The sequence below is a fragment of the Tatumella sp. JGM94 genome (genome assembly GCF_018257595.1).
GTDB lineage: Bacteria > Pseudomonadota > Gammaproteobacteria > Enterobacterales > Enterobacteriaceae > Tatumella > Tatumella punctata.
In genome coordinates this window covers 32,431-49,801 of record NZ_JAERJN010000005.1, presented here as the reverse complement: position 1 = coordinate 49,801, position 17,371 = coordinate 32,431, and the positions used below count along the sequence as shown (strand labels likewise).

General features: G+C 53.1%; 13 protein-coding genes. 5 read left to right on the top strand and 8 right to left on the bottom strand.

Annotation, left to right across the window (positions count from 1 at the left end):
- Window positions 1–14: 14 nt before the first annotated feature.
- The 4 genes from brnQ to phoB form a co-directional block, all read right to left on the bottom strand.
- On the bottom strand, window positions 15–1,334 hold the full coding sequence (gene brnQ / locus JK216_RS05120) for a branched-chain amino acid transport system II carrier protein (RefSeq protein WP_212711067.1): 1,320 nt from the start codon (window positions 1,332–1,334) through the stop codon (window positions 15–17).
- 393 nt (window positions 1,335–1,727) lie between these two features.
- A complete protein-coding gene (locus JK216_RS05115; protein ID WP_212710686.1) occupies window positions 1,728–2,831 on the bottom strand; it encodes a cobalamin-independent methionine synthase II family protein in 1,104 nt (367 codons plus the stop codon).
- 258 nt (window positions 2,832–3,089) lie between these two features.
- A complete protein-coding gene (phoR, locus tag JK216_RS05110; RefSeq protein ID WP_212710687.1) occupies window positions 3,090–4,400 on the bottom strand; it encodes a phosphate regulon sensor histidine kinase PhoR in 1,311 nt (436 codons plus the stop codon).
- Between the two features lie 14 nt (window positions 4,401–4,414).
- On the bottom strand, window positions 4,415–5,104 hold the full coding sequence (phoB, locus tag JK216_RS05105) for a phosphate response regulator transcription factor PhoB (RefSeq protein ID WP_212707898.1): 690 nt from the start codon (window positions 5,102–5,104) through the stop codon (window positions 4,415–4,417).
- A 271-nt stretch (window positions 5,105–5,375) separates the two neighbouring features.
- Here phoB and sbcD point away from each other — a divergent pair, with 271 nt between their 5' ends.
- Window positions 5,376–6,611 (top strand): exonuclease subunit SbcD, encoded by a 1,236-nt coding sequence (gene sbcD, locus JK216_RS05100; protein ID WP_212710688.1) that lies wholly within the window; start codon window positions 5,376–5,378, stop codon window positions 6,609–6,611.
- Entirely contained in the window at window positions 6,611–10,288 is a 3,678-nt protein-coding gene (locus tag JK216_RS05095) for an AAA family ATPase (RefSeq protein ID WP_212711066.1), read from the top strand. Before sbcD ends, JK216_RS05095 begins: the two co-directional genes overlap by 1 nt.
- A gap of 2 nt (window positions 10,289–10,290) precedes the next feature.
- On the opposite strand, the gene JK216_RS05090 is transcribed toward JK216_RS05095, so the two are convergent.
- On the bottom strand, window positions 10,291–11,370 hold the full coding sequence (locus JK216_RS05090) for an AraC family transcriptional regulator (protein WP_212707895.1): 1,080 nt from the start codon (window positions 11,368–11,370) through the stop codon (window positions 10,291–10,293).
- A 127-nt stretch (window positions 11,371–11,497) separates the two neighbouring features.
- Window positions 11,498–12,502: a phosphotransferase gene (locus JK216_RS05085; protein WP_212707894.1), complete on the bottom strand. Its 1,005-nt coding sequence runs from the start codon at window positions 12,500–12,502 to the stop codon at window positions 11,498–11,500.
- A 264-nt stretch (window positions 12,503–12,766) separates the two neighbouring features.
- On the opposite strand from JK216_RS05085, the gene eat reads away from it, so the two are divergent.
- Both eat and rdgC read left to right on the top strand, forming a co-directional pair.
- Window positions 12,767–14,134 carry an ethanolamine permease gene (gene eat, locus JK216_RS05080; protein ID WP_212707893.1) on the top strand — a complete coding sequence of 456 codons (1,368 nt, stop codon included), beginning with the start codon at window positions 12,767–12,769 and terminating at the stop codon, window positions 14,132–14,134.
- 146 nt (window positions 14,135–14,280) lie between these two features.
- Window positions 14,281–15,192, top strand: coding sequence for a recombination-associated protein RdgC (rdgC, locus tag JK216_RS05075; protein ID WP_212707892.1), 912 nt, complete (start codon window positions 14,281–14,283; stop codon window positions 15,190–15,192).
- Between the two features lie 45 nt (window positions 15,193–15,237).
- Here the strand turns inward: rdgC and ppnP are convergent, their stop codons facing one another.
- Together ppnP and aroL are read right to left on the bottom strand one after the other, a co-directional pair.
- Complete coding sequence (gene ppnP / locus JK216_RS05070) at window positions 15,238–15,522, bottom strand: pyrimidine/purine nucleoside phosphorylase (protein WP_212707891.1); 285 nt, start codon at window positions 15,520–15,522, stop codon at window positions 15,238–15,240.
- Window positions 15,523–15,770: 248 nt separating this feature from the next.
- A complete protein-coding gene (gene aroL, locus JK216_RS05065) occupies window positions 15,771–16,295 on the bottom strand; it encodes a shikimate kinase AroL (protein WP_212707890.1) in 525 nt (174 codons plus the stop codon).
- A gap of 356 nt (window positions 16,296–16,651) precedes the next feature.
- On the opposite strand from aroL, the gene JK216_RS05060 reads away from it, so the two are divergent.
- A complete protein-coding gene (locus tag JK216_RS05060) occupies window positions 16,652–17,350 on the top strand; it encodes a DUF2076 domain-containing protein (RefSeq protein WP_212707970.1) in 699 nt (232 codons plus the stop codon).
- The last annotated feature ends 21 nt before the right edge of the window (window positions 17,351–17,371 follow it).

The following is a 17,371-nucleotide window of genomic DNA, read 5'->3' as shown; positions in this document are numbered from 1 at the left end:
GTTAATTTCTGTGGTTACTGGCGAACTTCTGCCTGCCGGCTTCCTTTCATTCGGTCAATAATCGCACAGAGCAACACAATTACCACTGTCGGTGGCAGCCAGGATAATCCCTGATCGGCTAACGGCAGATTCTGACAGAATCCCGGCAGTAAGTCTTTAAACTGACTGCCTTTCAGCGCATCAATCATACCAAACACCAGACTGACCGTCATTGCCGGTGCAATAATCCGGCTGCTGTTATTCCACCAGCGCAGGGTAAAGCTCAGCAGTACCAGCACGATACATGGCGGATAAATCGCCGTCAGTACCGGAATAGATAACTGGATCAGGTGACTGAGTCCGAGGTTGGAAACCAGCATAGAGAACAGTCCCAGGATAAAAACCAGCGCACGATAGGATAATGGCAATAACCGGGCGAAGAATTCAGCACAGGCACAGGTCAGACCGACCGCAGTAACCATACAGGCAACAAAAATCAGAGCGCCAAGGAACAGACTGCCAGCGCCACCAAAAGTCTGCTGTACATAAGCATGCAGAATAGCAGCGCCATTCGCATTCTGTGCCACCAGATGCCCGCTGCCTGAACCCAGTTTAAACAGGCACAGATAGACCAGCGTCAGACCGATTCCGGCAATAACACCCGCCAGTACCGTATAACGGGTCAGCAGTCCTTTGTCTTCAACACCACGTGAACGGGCGGCATTAACAATAACGATACCAAATACCAGCGCGCCCAGTGTGTCCATGGTCAGGTAACCATTAACGAACCCGTTAGAAAATGCACCCTGCTGATAGCTTTCCACTGCCGAAATTTCTCCGCCAGCCGGCCAGAGAATCGCCGCAATACCTAAAACTGCCAGAGCAATAATTTTCAGAGGAGCAAGAAAATGACCGACGGTATCGAGCAGTTTTCCGGGATAGAGAGAAATCAGAATCACCAGCGCGAAATAGATCAGGCTGTAAATCAGCAGCGGAAGCGCCCCGTCACCGGCCAGCGGAGCAATACCGATTTCGAAGGACACAGTCGCAGTACGTGGTGTCGCAAATAGCGGCCCCACGGCCAGATAACATACGGTCGCCAGTACCAGTCCGGCAGCCTTACCGATCGGTGAACTCAGAGCATCAATCCCGCCACCGACTCTGGCGAGAGCAACCACGGTCAGTACCGGGAGCCCTACTGCGGTAATCAGAAAACCAATCGCTGCGGTCCAGACATGTTCTCCGGCCTGAATACCCACCATAGGCGGGAAAATAATATTACCTGCGCCGACAAACAGGGCAAATGTCATAAAGCCCAGCGCAAGGATATCTTTAGAAGTTAAACTTTTAGTCATAAATTACTCTGCACATCATGTGCTGAAAATACCTGGAAGTTGGGTTTGATCATCATTATTCCGTGAACAGCAGTTCACCACAGCTCTCAGCCCCGTGAGGGCGCAAATCACCGGTAACGGGTGAAATTAGGATTATTTTTTTTCACCGGAAGTGAATGACAACGCCCATAAGTAAAACTTTTATAGGGAAGAAAGGCAATATCAGATCAGTAAACTAGTAGGATATGTCATATATAAAATGAAAAGCAGTGAATATGACGGGATTACCCGCAGGTTCAGGACGATGATATGTTTATTATTTGTTCTCTTTCCGACAAATATATGCATTTATTCTATGGCTGATACACAAAAGGCGCCGCAGTTGCGCCTTTTGTGCATTATATTGCGGTAAGATCACCAGACTTCGCCGGCAATCTTTACCACACTACGGACTTTTTGCCATTGTTCGTCTTCTGTCAGAGTATTGCCTTCTTCAGTGGAGGCAAATCCGCATTGCGGGCTGAGACAAATCTGATCGAGACTGAGATAGCGGGCCGCTTCTGCTATACGGGCTTTCACTTGCCGGGGATCTTCCGGTGTGCCATTTTTAGTGGTAATCAGGCCTAACACTGCCTGCTGATGACCGGGTTTAATAAACCTTAGTGGTTCAAAGCCTCCGGAACGCTGGTTATCATATTCCAGGAAAAAAGCATCAACATTCACCTGACCGAATAAAACCTCTGCCACAGGTTCATACCCGCCTTCAGAGATCCAGGTCGAACGAAAGTTACCCCGGCAGATATGCAACGCAACGGTCAAATCATAAGGTTTACCGATCAGCGCTTTATTCAGTACACCGGCATAGGTCGCCGCCAGCAGCTCCGGATCCTCACCGCGGGCACGGACCTGTGCTTTCTGTTCTTCCGAACAGAGGTAAGCCCAGACCGTATCATCAAGCTGCAGATAACGGCAGCCGGCATCATAAAAGGCGCGGATAGCATCCCGCCAGGTGGTGGCTAAATCATCAAAATATTCTGTTAAATCAGGATACACCTGTTCATCGATATAGCGACGGCCGCCACGAAAGTGCAACACACTCGGACTGGGAATAGTCATTTTAGCAACGGAGTCACCGGCAATACTTTGCAGGTATCGGAAATCCTCCAGCATCGGATGCTGTTTAAAGCCCAGTTTACCCGTCACACGTACCCCGCGGGCTTTGGTTTCCACCCCGTTAAACTGAATACCCTGGTCGGCTTCAAAGGCTTCGACGCCTTCCAGTCCTTCAAAGAAATCAAAATGCCACCAGGCCCGGCGAAACTCACCGTCGGTTACGACCTGTAATCCGGCAGCCTGCTGCTTCTGTACCACTTCAAGGATCGCGGCATCTTCTGCCTGACGTAATGCTTCGGCATCCAGGGTTCCTGCTGAAAATTGTGCCCGTGCCTGTTTTATCGACTCAGGGCGCAAAAAGCTGCCTGCAATATCGGCACGAAAAGGGGCGTGATCTCTTTGCATAATTATTCTCCTGGTTCCGGCAATTGGCGGAAAGTTACCCTAAAAAAGCCATCTGGATGGCTATATTAAGTTCAGAATCCCATGGCAAGGTACCGTCATCAATTGAATAAAACTCATCACCCCTGAATATTTTTCATCCGCGGGCGTCGGTGTACTGGTACCCGTGCTGGCAGGCTCATACAAAATACCACGATAAAGTCGGTCGGTTTGTCCGGGAAACCGCGTAAAACATGCCACCTCAGTGGCATGTCGTCAATGTCAACTGTCAGTGGCCATACTGTCCGCGTTAACAACTAACCGGGCAGGCAGGGAGAAACTAAAACAGGTACAACGGCCGGGGTCACTGGTAATTGATAACCGTGTGCCGTGATGACCCAGCGCATGTTTGACTATTGCCAGCCCCAGTCCGCTGCCGCCGGTATTACGCGACCGTGCTTTATCCACCCGGTAAAAACGCTCTGTCAGCCGGGGGATATGCTCTGCCGGGATGCCCGGACCATTATCGGAGACGGAAAAAACCGCCCCGCCGGTACTGCGCTTCCAGATAATTTCAATACCGGTATTTTCGGGAGTATGGCTGATAGCGTTATAGATCAGATTCGATATGGCGCTGCGCAGCTGTTCATCATTGCCAAATACTTTCAGGCTTTCATCAATAGAAAAATGTACCCGCTGCCGGCCATGACTCAGTGTCTCCGCTTCCTGCTGCAGCATATGCAACATGGCAGGGACATCAATCACCTCTTTCATATTCAGTACCGGCGCTGCTTCTATTTTTGTCAGGGTCATTAACTGCCTGACCAGGCCTTCCATACGCCGTGACTGTTCCTGCATAGTAACGACTGCTTTATGGTACATCTGTTCGTTCAGTTGCTTATCTTCCATCATTTCCAGATAGCCCTGGATGACCGTCAGCGGGGTACGCAGCTCGTGGCTGACATTAGCAAAAAAGTGACGCCGCATATTCTCCAGCTGACGCATCTGGGTCATATCGCGGGCACTGATCAGCCACTGTCCTTCACTATAAGGCATAATTCTGAACTCCATATGGTGACCGTTGTTCAGCTGCTGGGTGAAGGGCATATCAAAGGCTTTGGTCTGCAGATAACGCGAAAATTCAGGGTAACGCAACAGGTTAAGAATGTTCTGGCCATTGTCTTCCGGCCAGCGCAGGCCGAGATGTTGCTGCGCCAGCCCGTTACACCAGAAAATATTACCCTCTTCGGTGGTCATCACCAGTGCATCTGGCAGAGATTCAGCACCACTGCGAAAACGTTTGATCAGATTTCTCAGTTCACTGCGCCGCCGCCGGTTACGCGCCTGCATCAGATAAAGGCCATGGAACAATGGTTCCCAGCTGCCTTTCCCGGTCGGCGGAGTCAGGGTTCTGTCAACCCACAGCCAGTGAGACAGCCGCATCAGCTGGAAAAAATGCCAGAAAAGTAATATTACCACCGCCAGTAGCAGGCCCCAGGCCAGTTGCCCTGTCAGCAGGCCGGCAACTGCACCCGCCACACAGGCCAGCAAAAACTCAAGGATCAGAGTGCGCCACGAAAGTTTGTCCAGCACGAGTCACACTCCATTCAGTAACGGGCAGAGAACCGGTATCCTGTCCCACGGACTGTCTGTACCATACGCTCATGGCCGGTCACTTCGAGGGCTTTACGCAGTCGCCGGATATGGACATCAACTGTCCGGTCTTCCACATACACGTTGGTTCCCCACACATGGTTAAGCAGCTGCTCCCTGCTATATACCCGTTCCGCATGGGTCATAAAAAAGTGCAGTAATTTATACTCCGTCGGCCCCATTTCTACCGGAGTTTCGCCGGACATAACCCGGTGAGATGTCGGATCGAGTGTCAGCCCCCGGATATTAATTAACTCATCATCGGCCATCGGTGAAATACGCCGGATAACGGCTTTGATTCTGGCGATCAATTCTTTCGGGGAAAATGGCTTAGTCATATAATCATCAGCGCCGGCATCCAGCCCGCGCACCCGGTCTTCCTCTTCTCCTTTCGCTGTCAGCATTACCACCGGAATATCGCGGGTCATGGCCTCTTTTTTCAGGTAGCGGATAAGCTGAATTCCGCTGCCTCCCGGCAACATCCAGTCCAGCAGAATTAAATCCGGCCAGGGTTCAATCAGTTTTTTAACTGCACTGTCATAATCTTCAGCTTCGACAGGATGATAATCATTCTGCTCCAGCACGAAACATAACATTTCGCGGATAGGAGCTTCATCTTCTACGACCAGAATGCGTTTAGCCATTGTTTCTCCAGCGGATATCTCCGGGCATTTCCGAAGTTGCGGCCTCATTATGAGACAGTTTTATGACAGTTTTATGAATAAATGCCAGCTTATTTTCCGACTGACTGATAATAAACATTAACTATTACTGTCTTTATTAGTTTAGCGAGATAATACAATTACCCTGGTTATCTGCCGTTTCCGGCCCGGCCACTGGCCAGGGTAACGCTTTTTTTATCTCGCGACTGACAACAGGGTATACTGCCGTCAGCAGGGTGAAACCGGGAGTATTATGAAGATTATCCATACCTCTGACTGGCATCTGGGCCAGTTTTTTTATACCCGTAGCCGGGCTTTTGAGCATCAGTCTTTTCTTGACTGGTTATTACAGCAAATTACTCAGCATCAGGTGGACGCACTGATTGTTGCCGGAGATATTTTCGATACCGGCTCCCCGCCCAGTTATGCACGTGAGCTATATAACCATTTTGTGGTGGCTTTGCAGCAAACCGGCTGCCAGCTGGTGATTCTGGCCGGGAATCATGATTCGGTCGCTATGCTCAATGAGTCAAGGGAACTGCTGGCCTGCCTGAATACCCGGGTCATCGCCAGCGCCGGAAAAGAGGTTGATCAGCAGCTGGTTATTCTTAAAAATGCCCGGCAACAGCCTGCAGCTATCCTGTGTGCAATCCCTTATTTACGGCCACGGGATATCCAGCTCAGTCAGGCAGGGCTGGACAGTCACCAGAAACAGCAAAATCTGTTGCAGGCCATAACTGATCATTATCAGCAATGCTACCGGGCGGCCCTGGATCTACGTACCTCTCTGGGCCTGCCAGCATTACCTATTATTGCCACCGGCCACCTGACAGCGCTGGGCACCAGCAGCAGTGATTCGGTACGGGATATCTATATCGGTACCCTGGATGCTTTCCCCGCATCGGCCTTTCCGCCGGCCGATTATATCGCCCTGGGGCATATTCATCGCCCTCAACAGGTCGCTGGTCAGGCTCATATTCGCTACAGTGGTTCGCCGATAGCCCTGAGCTTTGATGAACCGGCTGATGAAAAAAGTGTTTGCCTGGTGGAATGCGGCGAGGGTCAGCCATTAACGGTCACCCCCCTGCCGATCCCGTGCTTTCAGCAGATGAAAACAGTGAAAGGTTCACTGGAAGAGATAGAACGGCAGCTGCACACGTTAACCGCTGACAGTAATGGCCGGCCAGTGTGGCTGGATATTGAAGTGACACAGCAGGAATACCTGAGTGACCTGCAACAGCGTATTGAAGCTATCACCGACGGGCTGCCGGCAGAAGTGCTGTTACTCCGGCGCAGTCGCGACCGTTCCGTTGCCGGGATCCGCCGGATAAATAATGAAACCCTGAATGAACTGACCCCCGAAGAGGTATTTCAGCGCCGCCTGGCGGCAGAGGAACAATTGTCGCAGCAGGATCAATTGCGGCTGATGACCCTCTACCGTCAGACACTGGAACAGCTGCAACATACCGGACAGGAGCCGGACTGCTGATGAAAATACTGACTCTGCGTTTTAAAAACCTCAATGCTCTGCGTGGCGAGTGGACTATCGATTTCCGGCAGCCGCCCTTCGCCGGTAACGGACTGTTTGCCATTACCGGTGATACGGGGGCGGGTAAAACCACCCTGCTGGATGCCATTTGTCTGGCGTTATATCACCAGACCCCGCGCCTCGGCAGTATTACCCCGGCACAAAACGAGCTGATGACACGGGGTACCAGTGAATGTCTGGCGGAAGTCGAATTCGAAATTAAAGGTGAAGCCTGGCGAGCCTTCTGGAGCCAGAACCGTGCCCGCGGACAGCATAACGGTAAGCTGCAGCCACCGCGTGTCGAACTGGCCCGTTGCAGCGATAACGTCATTGTTGCTGATAAAATTCAGGACAAATTGCGGCTGACGGAGCAACTGTCCGGACTGAACTTTCAGCGTTTTACCCGCTCAATGATGTTATCCCAGGGGCAGTTTGCCGCCTTCCTGAATGCCCCTTCAGCAGACAGAGCCGAGTTGCTTGAAGAGCTGACCGGCACCGAAATTTACGGACAGATATCTCAGACGGTATTTGAAAAACATAAACAGCTGCGACAGCAACTTGATACCCTGCAGGCCGGGGTCTCCGGCGTCGTCTTGCTGGATGAAGAGACCCGCCGGCAGATCACTGAACAGCAGACATTGCTGCAACAGAGTGAACTGCAATTACAGCAAGACAGCCAGCGTATCAGCCAGGCACAGCACTGGCTACAGCAGGATCAGTCACTGGTCAGCCAGCAACAACAACGCGAACAGCAGCATCAGGAAACCAGCCGTTTATGGCAACAGGCAGAGCCGATACGGCAACGGCTGGCTGACAATCAACCGGCCGAAAAAATCCGGGATAACTGGCAACAACTGCAGCGTTATCTGCAACAACAACAGCAACAGACGGAAGCTTTGCAGGTATCCGCTGCCCGACGGCAGCAGGCCGAAGCCGCTCAGCAACAGGCACACCGCCAGCATGAAAACAGCGAATCCGGGCTGGAGAAACTGCAACAACAACAGCAACAACTGGAGAGCCTGCTGACCGGACAGGTGATCCCTCTCGACCAGAAAATCACTGCACAGCAACAGTTATCCGATACCACACAACAGCAGCTTATGCACCAGCAACAGACGCTGGCACAGTCTGAGCAGCAGCATACTGCCGGGCAGCACCAATTGCAGGTGCTGACAGCCCGGCGAAGCCAGTGGCTGAGCTGGCGTGAACAACATCTGAAGATTGCCGGATATGGCCCTTCTCTGTCCGTCTGGCAGCACCAGCAGACCCAGTGGCAGCAACAACAACAGAGTGCCCGCCAGGCAGAACAGCAATTGTCTGTTTTGCAACAGCGGATAACAGAGCAGCAGACAGCCCTGACAGCCCTGAACCGTAATGCCGCGCCGCTGGAGCAGGCCGCCACTGCGGCTGCCGCCGAACTACAGCGCTGTGAAACCCTGCAGGCACACCTGGAAAACGATATCACCAGCCAGCAACTGCGCCAGACACTGGAGCAATATCAGACACAACGTGCCCGCCACCAGCAGTTATTACGGCTGGCCTCCGGCGCAGCGCCTGTGCAGCAGCAACTTACTCGCCTGCAGGCTGAACAGGCAGCCCTGCAGCAACAAATCAGCCAGGATGAACAGACCCTGGTCCGCTGCCGACAGTCATTCACAGAACAGACAAAACAATTACAGGCCATCACAACGCTGTGTGAGCTGGAAGCAAAAATTATTAATCTGTCAGCACTGCGTCAGCAACTGGAAGAGGGGCAGCCCTGTCCCCTGTGCGGATCATCTGCCCATCCGGCAGCAGAGCAGTACAGCCAGCTGCAACCGGATGAAAACCTGCAACAGAAACGCCGGCTGGAAAACCTTGTCGCCGAACTACGGGAACAGGGAACCGGGTGTAAAGCCCGGTTAGCCCAGGCCGCGGATCGCGGACAGCAATTAAACCACGACACAGAAAAACTGACCGGCCAGCTGGCAGCTCTGCAGACACAGTGGCAGCAACTGACACAAACGGCGCAACTGGACTGTGATCTCAGCGATAGTGCAGCCCTGGAGGCGTATATTCAGGCCGCTGAACACGGTGAATCACAGGCCCGTCAGCGTTTACAACAACGTGAAAAGGCAGCAACCGCCAGCCAGCAGGCGCGGGATGCTCTCTACCAGAGTAAAGAAAAACGACAGGCGCATCAGCAACAATCCGGACTGCTGGGACAGCAATTAGATAACAGCCGGCAGACGGCCACGGAGCACCAGTCCCGCAGTCAGCTGGCCGGTCAACAGGCGGAGTCGCTGGCCGGACAATTACGTACCGACCTCAGCCACTATCAGCTAACCCTGCCCGATGATGCCAGCGCTGCGGCCCGGTGGTTTACACAACAACAGGCATTGTGGCGTGACTGGCAGGAAAACGAAAAGCAACTCCGCGACAGTGAGCCGGAACATATCCGTCTGACAACGGCACTGGACAGCCTGCAACAGGAAATTAACGGGCAACAGCAGTTACTGAAAGAGGCACAGCAGCTACTGGTCCTGCAGTTATCACAGCTGACCACCCTCAGGAAACAGCGCAGAGAATTATTTGGCGATCAGGAGACGGAACAGGCCCGCCAGACACTGCAGCAACAGGTTCAGCATCAGCAGCAACAAACCCGCACCCTGCAGCAACAATGGCAGCAGACAGAGAATCAGCTGAGTCAGATAACCGGTCAGCATCACCAGCTGGAACTGCAGGTCCGGCAACTCAGGGAACAGACTGAACACTGTCAGCAACAGTTCTCTGCGGCTTTGCAACAGCAAGGGTTCGACAGCCAGCAGGCATTTACCGATGCCTTACTGGACAGTGAGCAGGCCAGTGAGTTACGCAGCCAGTTGCAGCAACGGGAACAGGCCCTCAGCCAGACTGACATTCTGCTCCGGCAGGCCACGGAGGCACTGACACAACACCGGCAACAGCGCCCGGCGGACAGCCATGACGATGGCGATCTTCTCAGCCAGCGGCAACAGCAATTGCAGCAACAGTTAAAAGATAATCTGCATCAGCAGGGGGAAATCCGTCAGCAGTTACAGGCCGATGACCGTTACCGTCAGCAACAACAGCAGTTGCTGACTCAGATCCATGAGCAACAACGGTTGCTGGCCGACTGGGATCAGCTTAATCGTCTGATAGGCTCAGCCACCGGCTCACTGTTCCGCCGCTTTGCCCAGGGACTGACACTGGATCATCTGGTCTGGCTGGCTAACCAGCAACTGGCACGTTTACATGGCCGTTATCTGTTACAGCGTCAGGCATCCGATGCCCTGGAGCTATCGGTGATTGATACCTGGCAGGCCGATAATCAGCGGGATACCCGTACCCTGTCCGGCGGGGAGAGTTTTCTGGTCAGCCTGGCACTGGCACTGGCCTTATCGGATCTCGTCAGTGACAAAAACCGTATTGAGTCGCTGTTCCTTGACGAAGGCTTCGGCACCCTGGACACGGGCAGCCTGGATATAGCGCTGGATGCACTGGACAGCCTCAATGCCAGCGGAAAAATCATCGGAGTCATCAGCCATGTCGAGGCCATGAAAGAGCGTATTCCGCTGCAGATTAAAGTGATCAAGGTGAACGGACTGGGCTACAGTAAACTGGAATTACCGGCGCCCTGAAATCACTGACTTTCCGCCGTCAGGTTTTCCTGGCGGCGCCACTGACGGGGACTGATACCAAACCAGCGCCGGCAGGCGCGGGAAAAAGCACTCACTTCAGAATACCCCAGCAACATCGCCATCGCCGATACGGACAGGGATTTCTGTTGCAGATAATGGGTCGCCAGTTCGCTGCGTACATTATCCACCAGCACAGAGAAACTCACATTGTGCTCCCGTAACCTGCGTTGTAAAGTCCAGGCAGACAGACCAAGATTCTCCGCGACGGTTTCCAGTGCCGGTTCTCCGTTGCTGAGTAACAGATGGATAGCCGCACGAACTTTTCCGGTCAGCCCCTGACTTTCACGGGTCAGATTCAGGCGTTGCAAAGCATCCTGCATAACCATCAGTAACATAGGATCGTTATCCGGCATGCTGCGTTGCAGGTCACGTTTAGCAATCAGTAATGAATTATAAGGCTGGTCAAAATAGACCGGCGCATCAAATATTTTGCAGTGCTCGTGCCAGTTTTCAGGGCGGGAGTGTTCGAAATGGACTTCACGCGGGGCCCAGTGCTGGCCGGCGGAATGGCGGATAAGATTCATAAACATCCCCATCGTCAGTTCTGCATCCTGACGGCGGCACAGAATAGCCCCGTGGCGTACCTGATAATCCAGCCGCCAGTGATCCCCCTTATCTACCCGCCGGACCAGAGTATCGTGCTGATGGCTGGGAAATGCCTGAACCACATTGTGCAGGGCAATATCCAGTGTCGGCGAGCAGAGGCCAATATAGCCAATCAGTCCCAGTGCCTGAGGTTTAAACTGGCGGCCATAATGCAAACCAAAATTGTCACTGGCAGAGTGACGGGCAGCTTCTTCCAGTACGCGGCAATAATTCACCAGCCCGAGACTGAGGGTCGGGCTGCCCAGTAACTCCGGATCCACACCACTCAGCCCGAAAATTCTGTCTGCATCGCCGCCCTGCCCGCAAATAAAATCACTTAGACCGGTGGCCGCGGCGGCCAGTACTCCGCGGTTGCCGCTGATTAAACCGCAAACGGCCTGCGAACTCTGCTGTAAAAGCGCAACTGGCTGTTCCATGATCCCCCCGATATATTCTGAACTATCGCAGGTGATGCAATTTACATACCAGCGTAAAAACCCCGTATTGCGGCAGCCCCGGCGGTTCAGCGTTCCCCGTCACGGCACAGCGCACTGAGCTGGTGCATTACTGCCCCACCGGCCAGCGATCCGTTTCCAGATAACGGCGACACAGGCGGACAGTGTCTGCTGACCAGTGTTGTTCCAGTCCGCGGGCCATTTCTGTTCTGGCATGAGATCCCATCCAGGCACTTAACTGCAGGCGGCGCTGCATCAGAAGATCAGGCAGGATCGCCATATCCTGGTCACTGATATGGCCGCTTTTTTCATAACCCGTCAGCCAGTTATCAATCCAGTCTGCGGCCCGCGGGTGATGCTCACAAAAACTGATGGCTGCAGCCAGATCATGCATATACCAGCCAAAACCACAGTCATCAAAATCAATAATTCTGGTCTGGCCCTGATGATGCAGCAGGTTAGTCAGACGTAAATCCGCATGGATCAGTCCGTAACGCTGTTGCTGCTGACCATAGGCCGTCAGGCGATGGTTAATTTTGTCCAGCGCCTGAAAAATAAGCGGATGATCACTGGCGGCCAGCCGCGGAGCATCCTGCCAGCGCCCCCAGTGTCCGTGCTCTCCCACCATGCTATCGTGATCCCAGCAGATACGACGGAATCCCTCCGGACGCTGCCACTGGCGGCTGTGCTGATGCAGCCCGGCAGTGACCTCACCGAGGGCACGGAATGCGGCCGGATCAACATTGGTGGTCGGCATTTCACCGGCCATCCAGTAAAAGATCACCACATGACGCACACTGCCATCAGGGGTGCTGATGGTCTGTACCCGCTCACCCTGCCCGTCACAGACCGCCTCCGGCACCTCAATACCACTGTCTCTGAGGGCATCCAGCCACAGTAACTCGCTGACAATATCTGCTTTATCATGATAATCGGCACGGTGTAACCGCAGGGCATAGCGCTGGCCCGCCACTGTCAGCAGAAAGGTGGCATTCTCAGAACGACAAATCAGCGAAAGCTCACCGTCAGCCAGTTGCGGATACGCGGATAAGGCTTTACTGGCTATCTGCATCAGTTGCTGATCTGTCATCGAATCATTTTGTTTTACTTCCATTATCAACACCCCGGTCGTTGTTTGAGTCCGTAGTCCCTGCGTAAGCATGCCTGCGATAAAGGGCCGGTTTCCTGACCCGCCAGTAACAAAACCTGGCTTTGCACGACAATGTTTGCCGGTCGCGGGAGGAAGTTGACTTCAAATGACAGAATTGTGACAACTGCGGTCAGGTATTGCCCCCCGCTGCGCGGCATTATCCGGCAGACAGCTTATTGCGCCGGACAGAGTATCGGCGGAGTGCCAACACACGACGGGGACAGACACATGACAACAAAACTCAAACCCACCCTCGGCACCTTTTCCTTATGGGGAATTGCCGTCGGCCTGGTGATTTCGGGCGAATATTTTGGCTGGAGTTATGGCTGGGGTGTCGCCGGTACTCTGGGATTTCTGATGACCACACTGCTGATAGCCCTGATGTACGGCTGCTTTATTTTTAGTTTTACCGAATTAACCACCGCTATCCCTCACGCGGGCGGCCCCTTTGCCTACAGCCGCAGAGCATTCGGGGAAACCGGCGGCCTGATTGCCGGGCTGGCGACGCTGATCGAATTTGTCTTTGCCCCGCCGGCGATTGCACTGGCTATCGGTGCCTATCTGAATGTCCAGTTTCCGGCTCTGGACCCGAAAATTGCAGCGGTAGTTGCTTATCTGGTATTTATGAGCCTCAATATTCTGGGCGTTAAGCTGGCCGCTATGTTTGAGCTGATTGTCACCATCCTGGCAGTGATCGAATTACTGGTTTTTATGGGGGTCGTCTCTCCGGGGTTCCGCCTGACCAATTTTACAGCCCATGGCTGGGCCGGTGCAGATGGTTTCGGTCTGCAGGCCATCAGCGGGGTTTTTGCAGCAATTCCCTTTGCTATCTGGTTTTTCCTGGCCATTGAAGGTGCCGCCATGGCCGCCGAAGAAGCAAAAGATCCGCGTAAAAATATCCCGCGGGCTTATATTGCAGGGATCCTGACCCTGGTGGTACTGGCAATAGGCGTGATGCTGCTGGCTGGCGGAGCCGGAGACTGGCGTAAGCTGTCCGATATTAATGATCCGCTGCCACAGGCAATGAAAATGATCGTCGGTGAACATTCCCGTTGGATGCATATGCTGGTATGGATTGGTCTGTTCGGTCTGGTGGCCAGTTTTCACGGGATTATTCTCGGGTTCTCCCGGCAATTTTTTGCCCTGGCCCGTGCCGGATATCTGCCCCGGCCGCTGGCGAAACTGTCCCGTTTCAGGACGCCTTACCGGGCAACCCTCGCCGGTGGAGTAATAGGTATTGCCGCTATTTTCAGCGATAACTGGATCCACCTGCAGGGCATGTCCCTGACCGCCGCGATGATCACTCTGGCCGTTTTTGGTGCCATTGTTATGTATATCATGAGTATGCTGAGCCTGTTCCGCCTGCGCCGCACTGAACCGGCCATGATTCGCAGTTTCCGTGCGCCGGGATACCCGCTGGTCCCGGCGATCGCCCTGCTGCTGGCAGTGATCTGCCTGGTTTCAATGGTGTGGTTTAACCCGGTCATCGCACTGCTGTTTGTGGTGATCATGGCGGCCGGTTATCTGTACTTCCGACTGACCAGCAACCAGCGCCGACAGGCGCCGCACGATGCGTTACTGATGAGTCAGGAATAAGCCCGCGGGCAGGTGATATTTATCCGCCGGTTATATCACCTGCCCCCTTCAGATACTGTTATTTATTACAGTAGTTGCTGAAACCAGGCCAGTGATTGGGTATCATCTGTCAGACATTCCGGAAAATGCTGGCTTAAGGAACTCAGATGCTGTGGTTTAAAAATATGATGGTTTACCGTCTCAACCGTGAAATCCCGCTGTCTGCCGATGACATGGAAAAGCAACTGGAGGCATGCAGTTTCACCCCCTGTGGCAGCCAGGATCAGGTAAAAACCGGCTGGATAGCACCACTGAATGATAAGGCCGACGCACTGGTCCATGTCAGTAACGGTCAGATGCTGCTCTGCGCCCGTAAAGAAGAGAAAATCCTGCCCTCCCCGGTGATCAAACAAGCCCTTGAGGCCAAAATCAGTCATCTGGAAGCTACCCAGCAACGTAAGCTGAAAAAAACTGAGAAAGATTCCCTGAAAGATGAAGTGATCCATAGCCTGTTGCCGCGCGCTTTCAGCCGCTACAGCCAGACCTGGCTGTGGATTGATACCCGACACCAGCTGATTATGGTCGACAGCGCCAGTGCCAAAAAAGCAGAAGACCTGCTGGCATTGTTGCGCAAAAGCCTCGGTTCGTTGCCGGTTGTCCCGCTGACACTGGAAACGCCCGTCGAACTGACGCTGACCGAATGGGTACGTTCCGGCAGCCTGCCGGCAGGTTTTACCCTGCTGGATGAAGCCGAACTGAAAGCGACTCTGGAAGAAGGTGGCGTGATCCGCTGTAAAAAACAGGCGCTGGTCAGTGACGAAATTGCCCTGCATATCGAGGCCGGAAAACGGGTGACAAAACTGGCCCTCGACTGGCAGGAGCGATTACAGTTTATGGTTTGTGATGACGGTTCACTCAAAAGGCTGAAATTCAGCGAAACGCTGCGTGAACAAAATGATGATATCGACCGGGAAGATCAGGCCTTACGCTTTGATGCGGATTTTACCCTGATGACCGGTGAGCTGGCGATGTTTACCGAAGCACTGGTGGAAGCCCTGGGCGGCGAAGCCCGGCGCTGATCACTGCGCCATGCCCTGCACAGGCAGAGCATGGCGTACCATCATTTACAGATAGCGACACAGATAAGCACTGTCTTCAGCAACCTGTAAATAAAACTCACTGTTCCCCGGCACATTAAATACCTGTCCTGCTTCATACCAGCGCCATTCGGTTTCACCCGGTAACAATACCTTCAGTGATCCACTGACAACCGTCATTTCTTCCGGCTTACCGGTACCAAAGGTATATTCGCCCGCAGACATAACACCGACAGAGGCGCTGCCTGACAGGGTGTTTTCAAAACCAATCGATTTGACCTTACCTTCAAAGTACTCATTAGACTTCAGCATGCAGTTTCCTTAATCGTCAGCAGGATGTTGCAGACAGTGTAAAAGCTGTCAGATCGACTTGTCACGTAAATAATCAGCCACATCATCAGCTTAACCATTTCCGCTACCGCTCAGAGCTGACAGAGCAGTTTCGGCTGGTTTCTGGTATCAGGAACGGGCAAAGTTTCTTTAAAATAGCAGACCAGAGAACAACTGCGGAAAAATGGCCGGTATAACAGGCTACCGGCAGAAAGGCGAACCGGGGCAGGCTAACCGGCTCGCTGTTGTGATAATACCTGCAATATATTATCCACCACTTCCTGAGGAGGACGGGAAGCATCAATAATATGGTGAGCTGTGGATGAATAAAGCGGACTGCGGATTTTCAGCACATCGCTCATTTCTTCGGTGATCGGTCTGCCTGTCAGGGTCGGACGCTGTCCGGCTTCCGGATCCACCGTTAAGCGCTTAGCCAGTTCCTGCGGTTCAGCCTTCAGCCAGAAAACCCGGCCATGTTCACGCATATGCTGGCAATTTTCCGGGCGCAGGATAATACCGCCGCCGGTTGCAATCACTGCCGATGCCGTCGTCACCTGAATCAGTGATGCTGACTCTTTATCCCGAAAGCTTTCCCACCCTTGTTCGGCAACAATTTGGGCAATGGTGCATTGCAGCGACGATTGCAAATGATGATCCGTATCATTAAATGCATAGCCCAGTGTCTGTGATAACAGATGGCCGATGGTTGTTTTTCCGCAACCCCGCGCACCTATCAGATAGATGGGTAATGACATAAAGACCGATCCTCCGCCGGGATAGTTAAAGTGACTGGATGTAAACCTGTGCATGATAACCGGAATTGCCCCTGACAGCCACCCGCCGACAACCGCCAGCGGCGGAAAACATCGATATTTGTGGCCGGGCGGGATACCGCAATATTTTTTTACTGCGTTTGCATTTACTTTACCGGCCGGCACCCCCATATATAACTCCGGCATAACTGTTTAACAGGGTGCAGTCACCAAACAATAATTGCAGGGTGCAGGTAACAGCAGTGACCAACACCGGCACCCGGAGTCACAGACAGTCACAACCACCCTCACTGATATACAGCCGGGGTGTAATAAAGATGATAAAAAGAGGTTTCACCATGCAGAGCGAAGAACAAAAACTGATTGATAGTCTGTTTAGCCGTTTACAACAGGCAGAAACCCAAAGCGGACCACGAGACCCCGGGGCAGAACAGTTAATCAAAAACCATCTGCAAAACCAGCCTGCAGCAGCCTACTATATGTCACAGGCGTTACTTATTCAGGAAGCAGCACTGAAAAAGCTGAATGATCAGGTCGCCGGGCTGGAAACCCGTTTACAACAGCTGCAACAACAGCAGCAGCCTCAGAGCAGTGGTGGTTTTCTGGCCGGTTTATTTGGCGGTGGCAACTCACAGCAACGCCAGCAGGCTCCAGCCCAGTCAGCATGGGGTAATCCGCAACAGGCACCACAGCAGCCTCAGCAACAACCAGCCTACACTGCACCTCCGGCAGCGGGCCGTACTACCGGCTTCCTGGGGGGGGCATTACAAACTGCTGCAGGTGTTGCCGGCGGGGTGGTACTGGCAGATATGCTGACCAGCATGTTCCACCATTCTCAGCCGGAAGAGATTGTAAACATTATTAATGAAGCACCGCCGGAAACGCCGGATTACGATCAGAATCTGGATACCTTTAATTACGGCAGCAACGAGCATCCTGCAGACAATGCCAGCTGGGATGATAATAATAACGGCGGTGGCTTTGACAGCTTCTTTGGTGATAACAGCTTTAATGATGACGACGATAGTTTCCTGTAACTCCCCCCTGTCGTCCCGGTT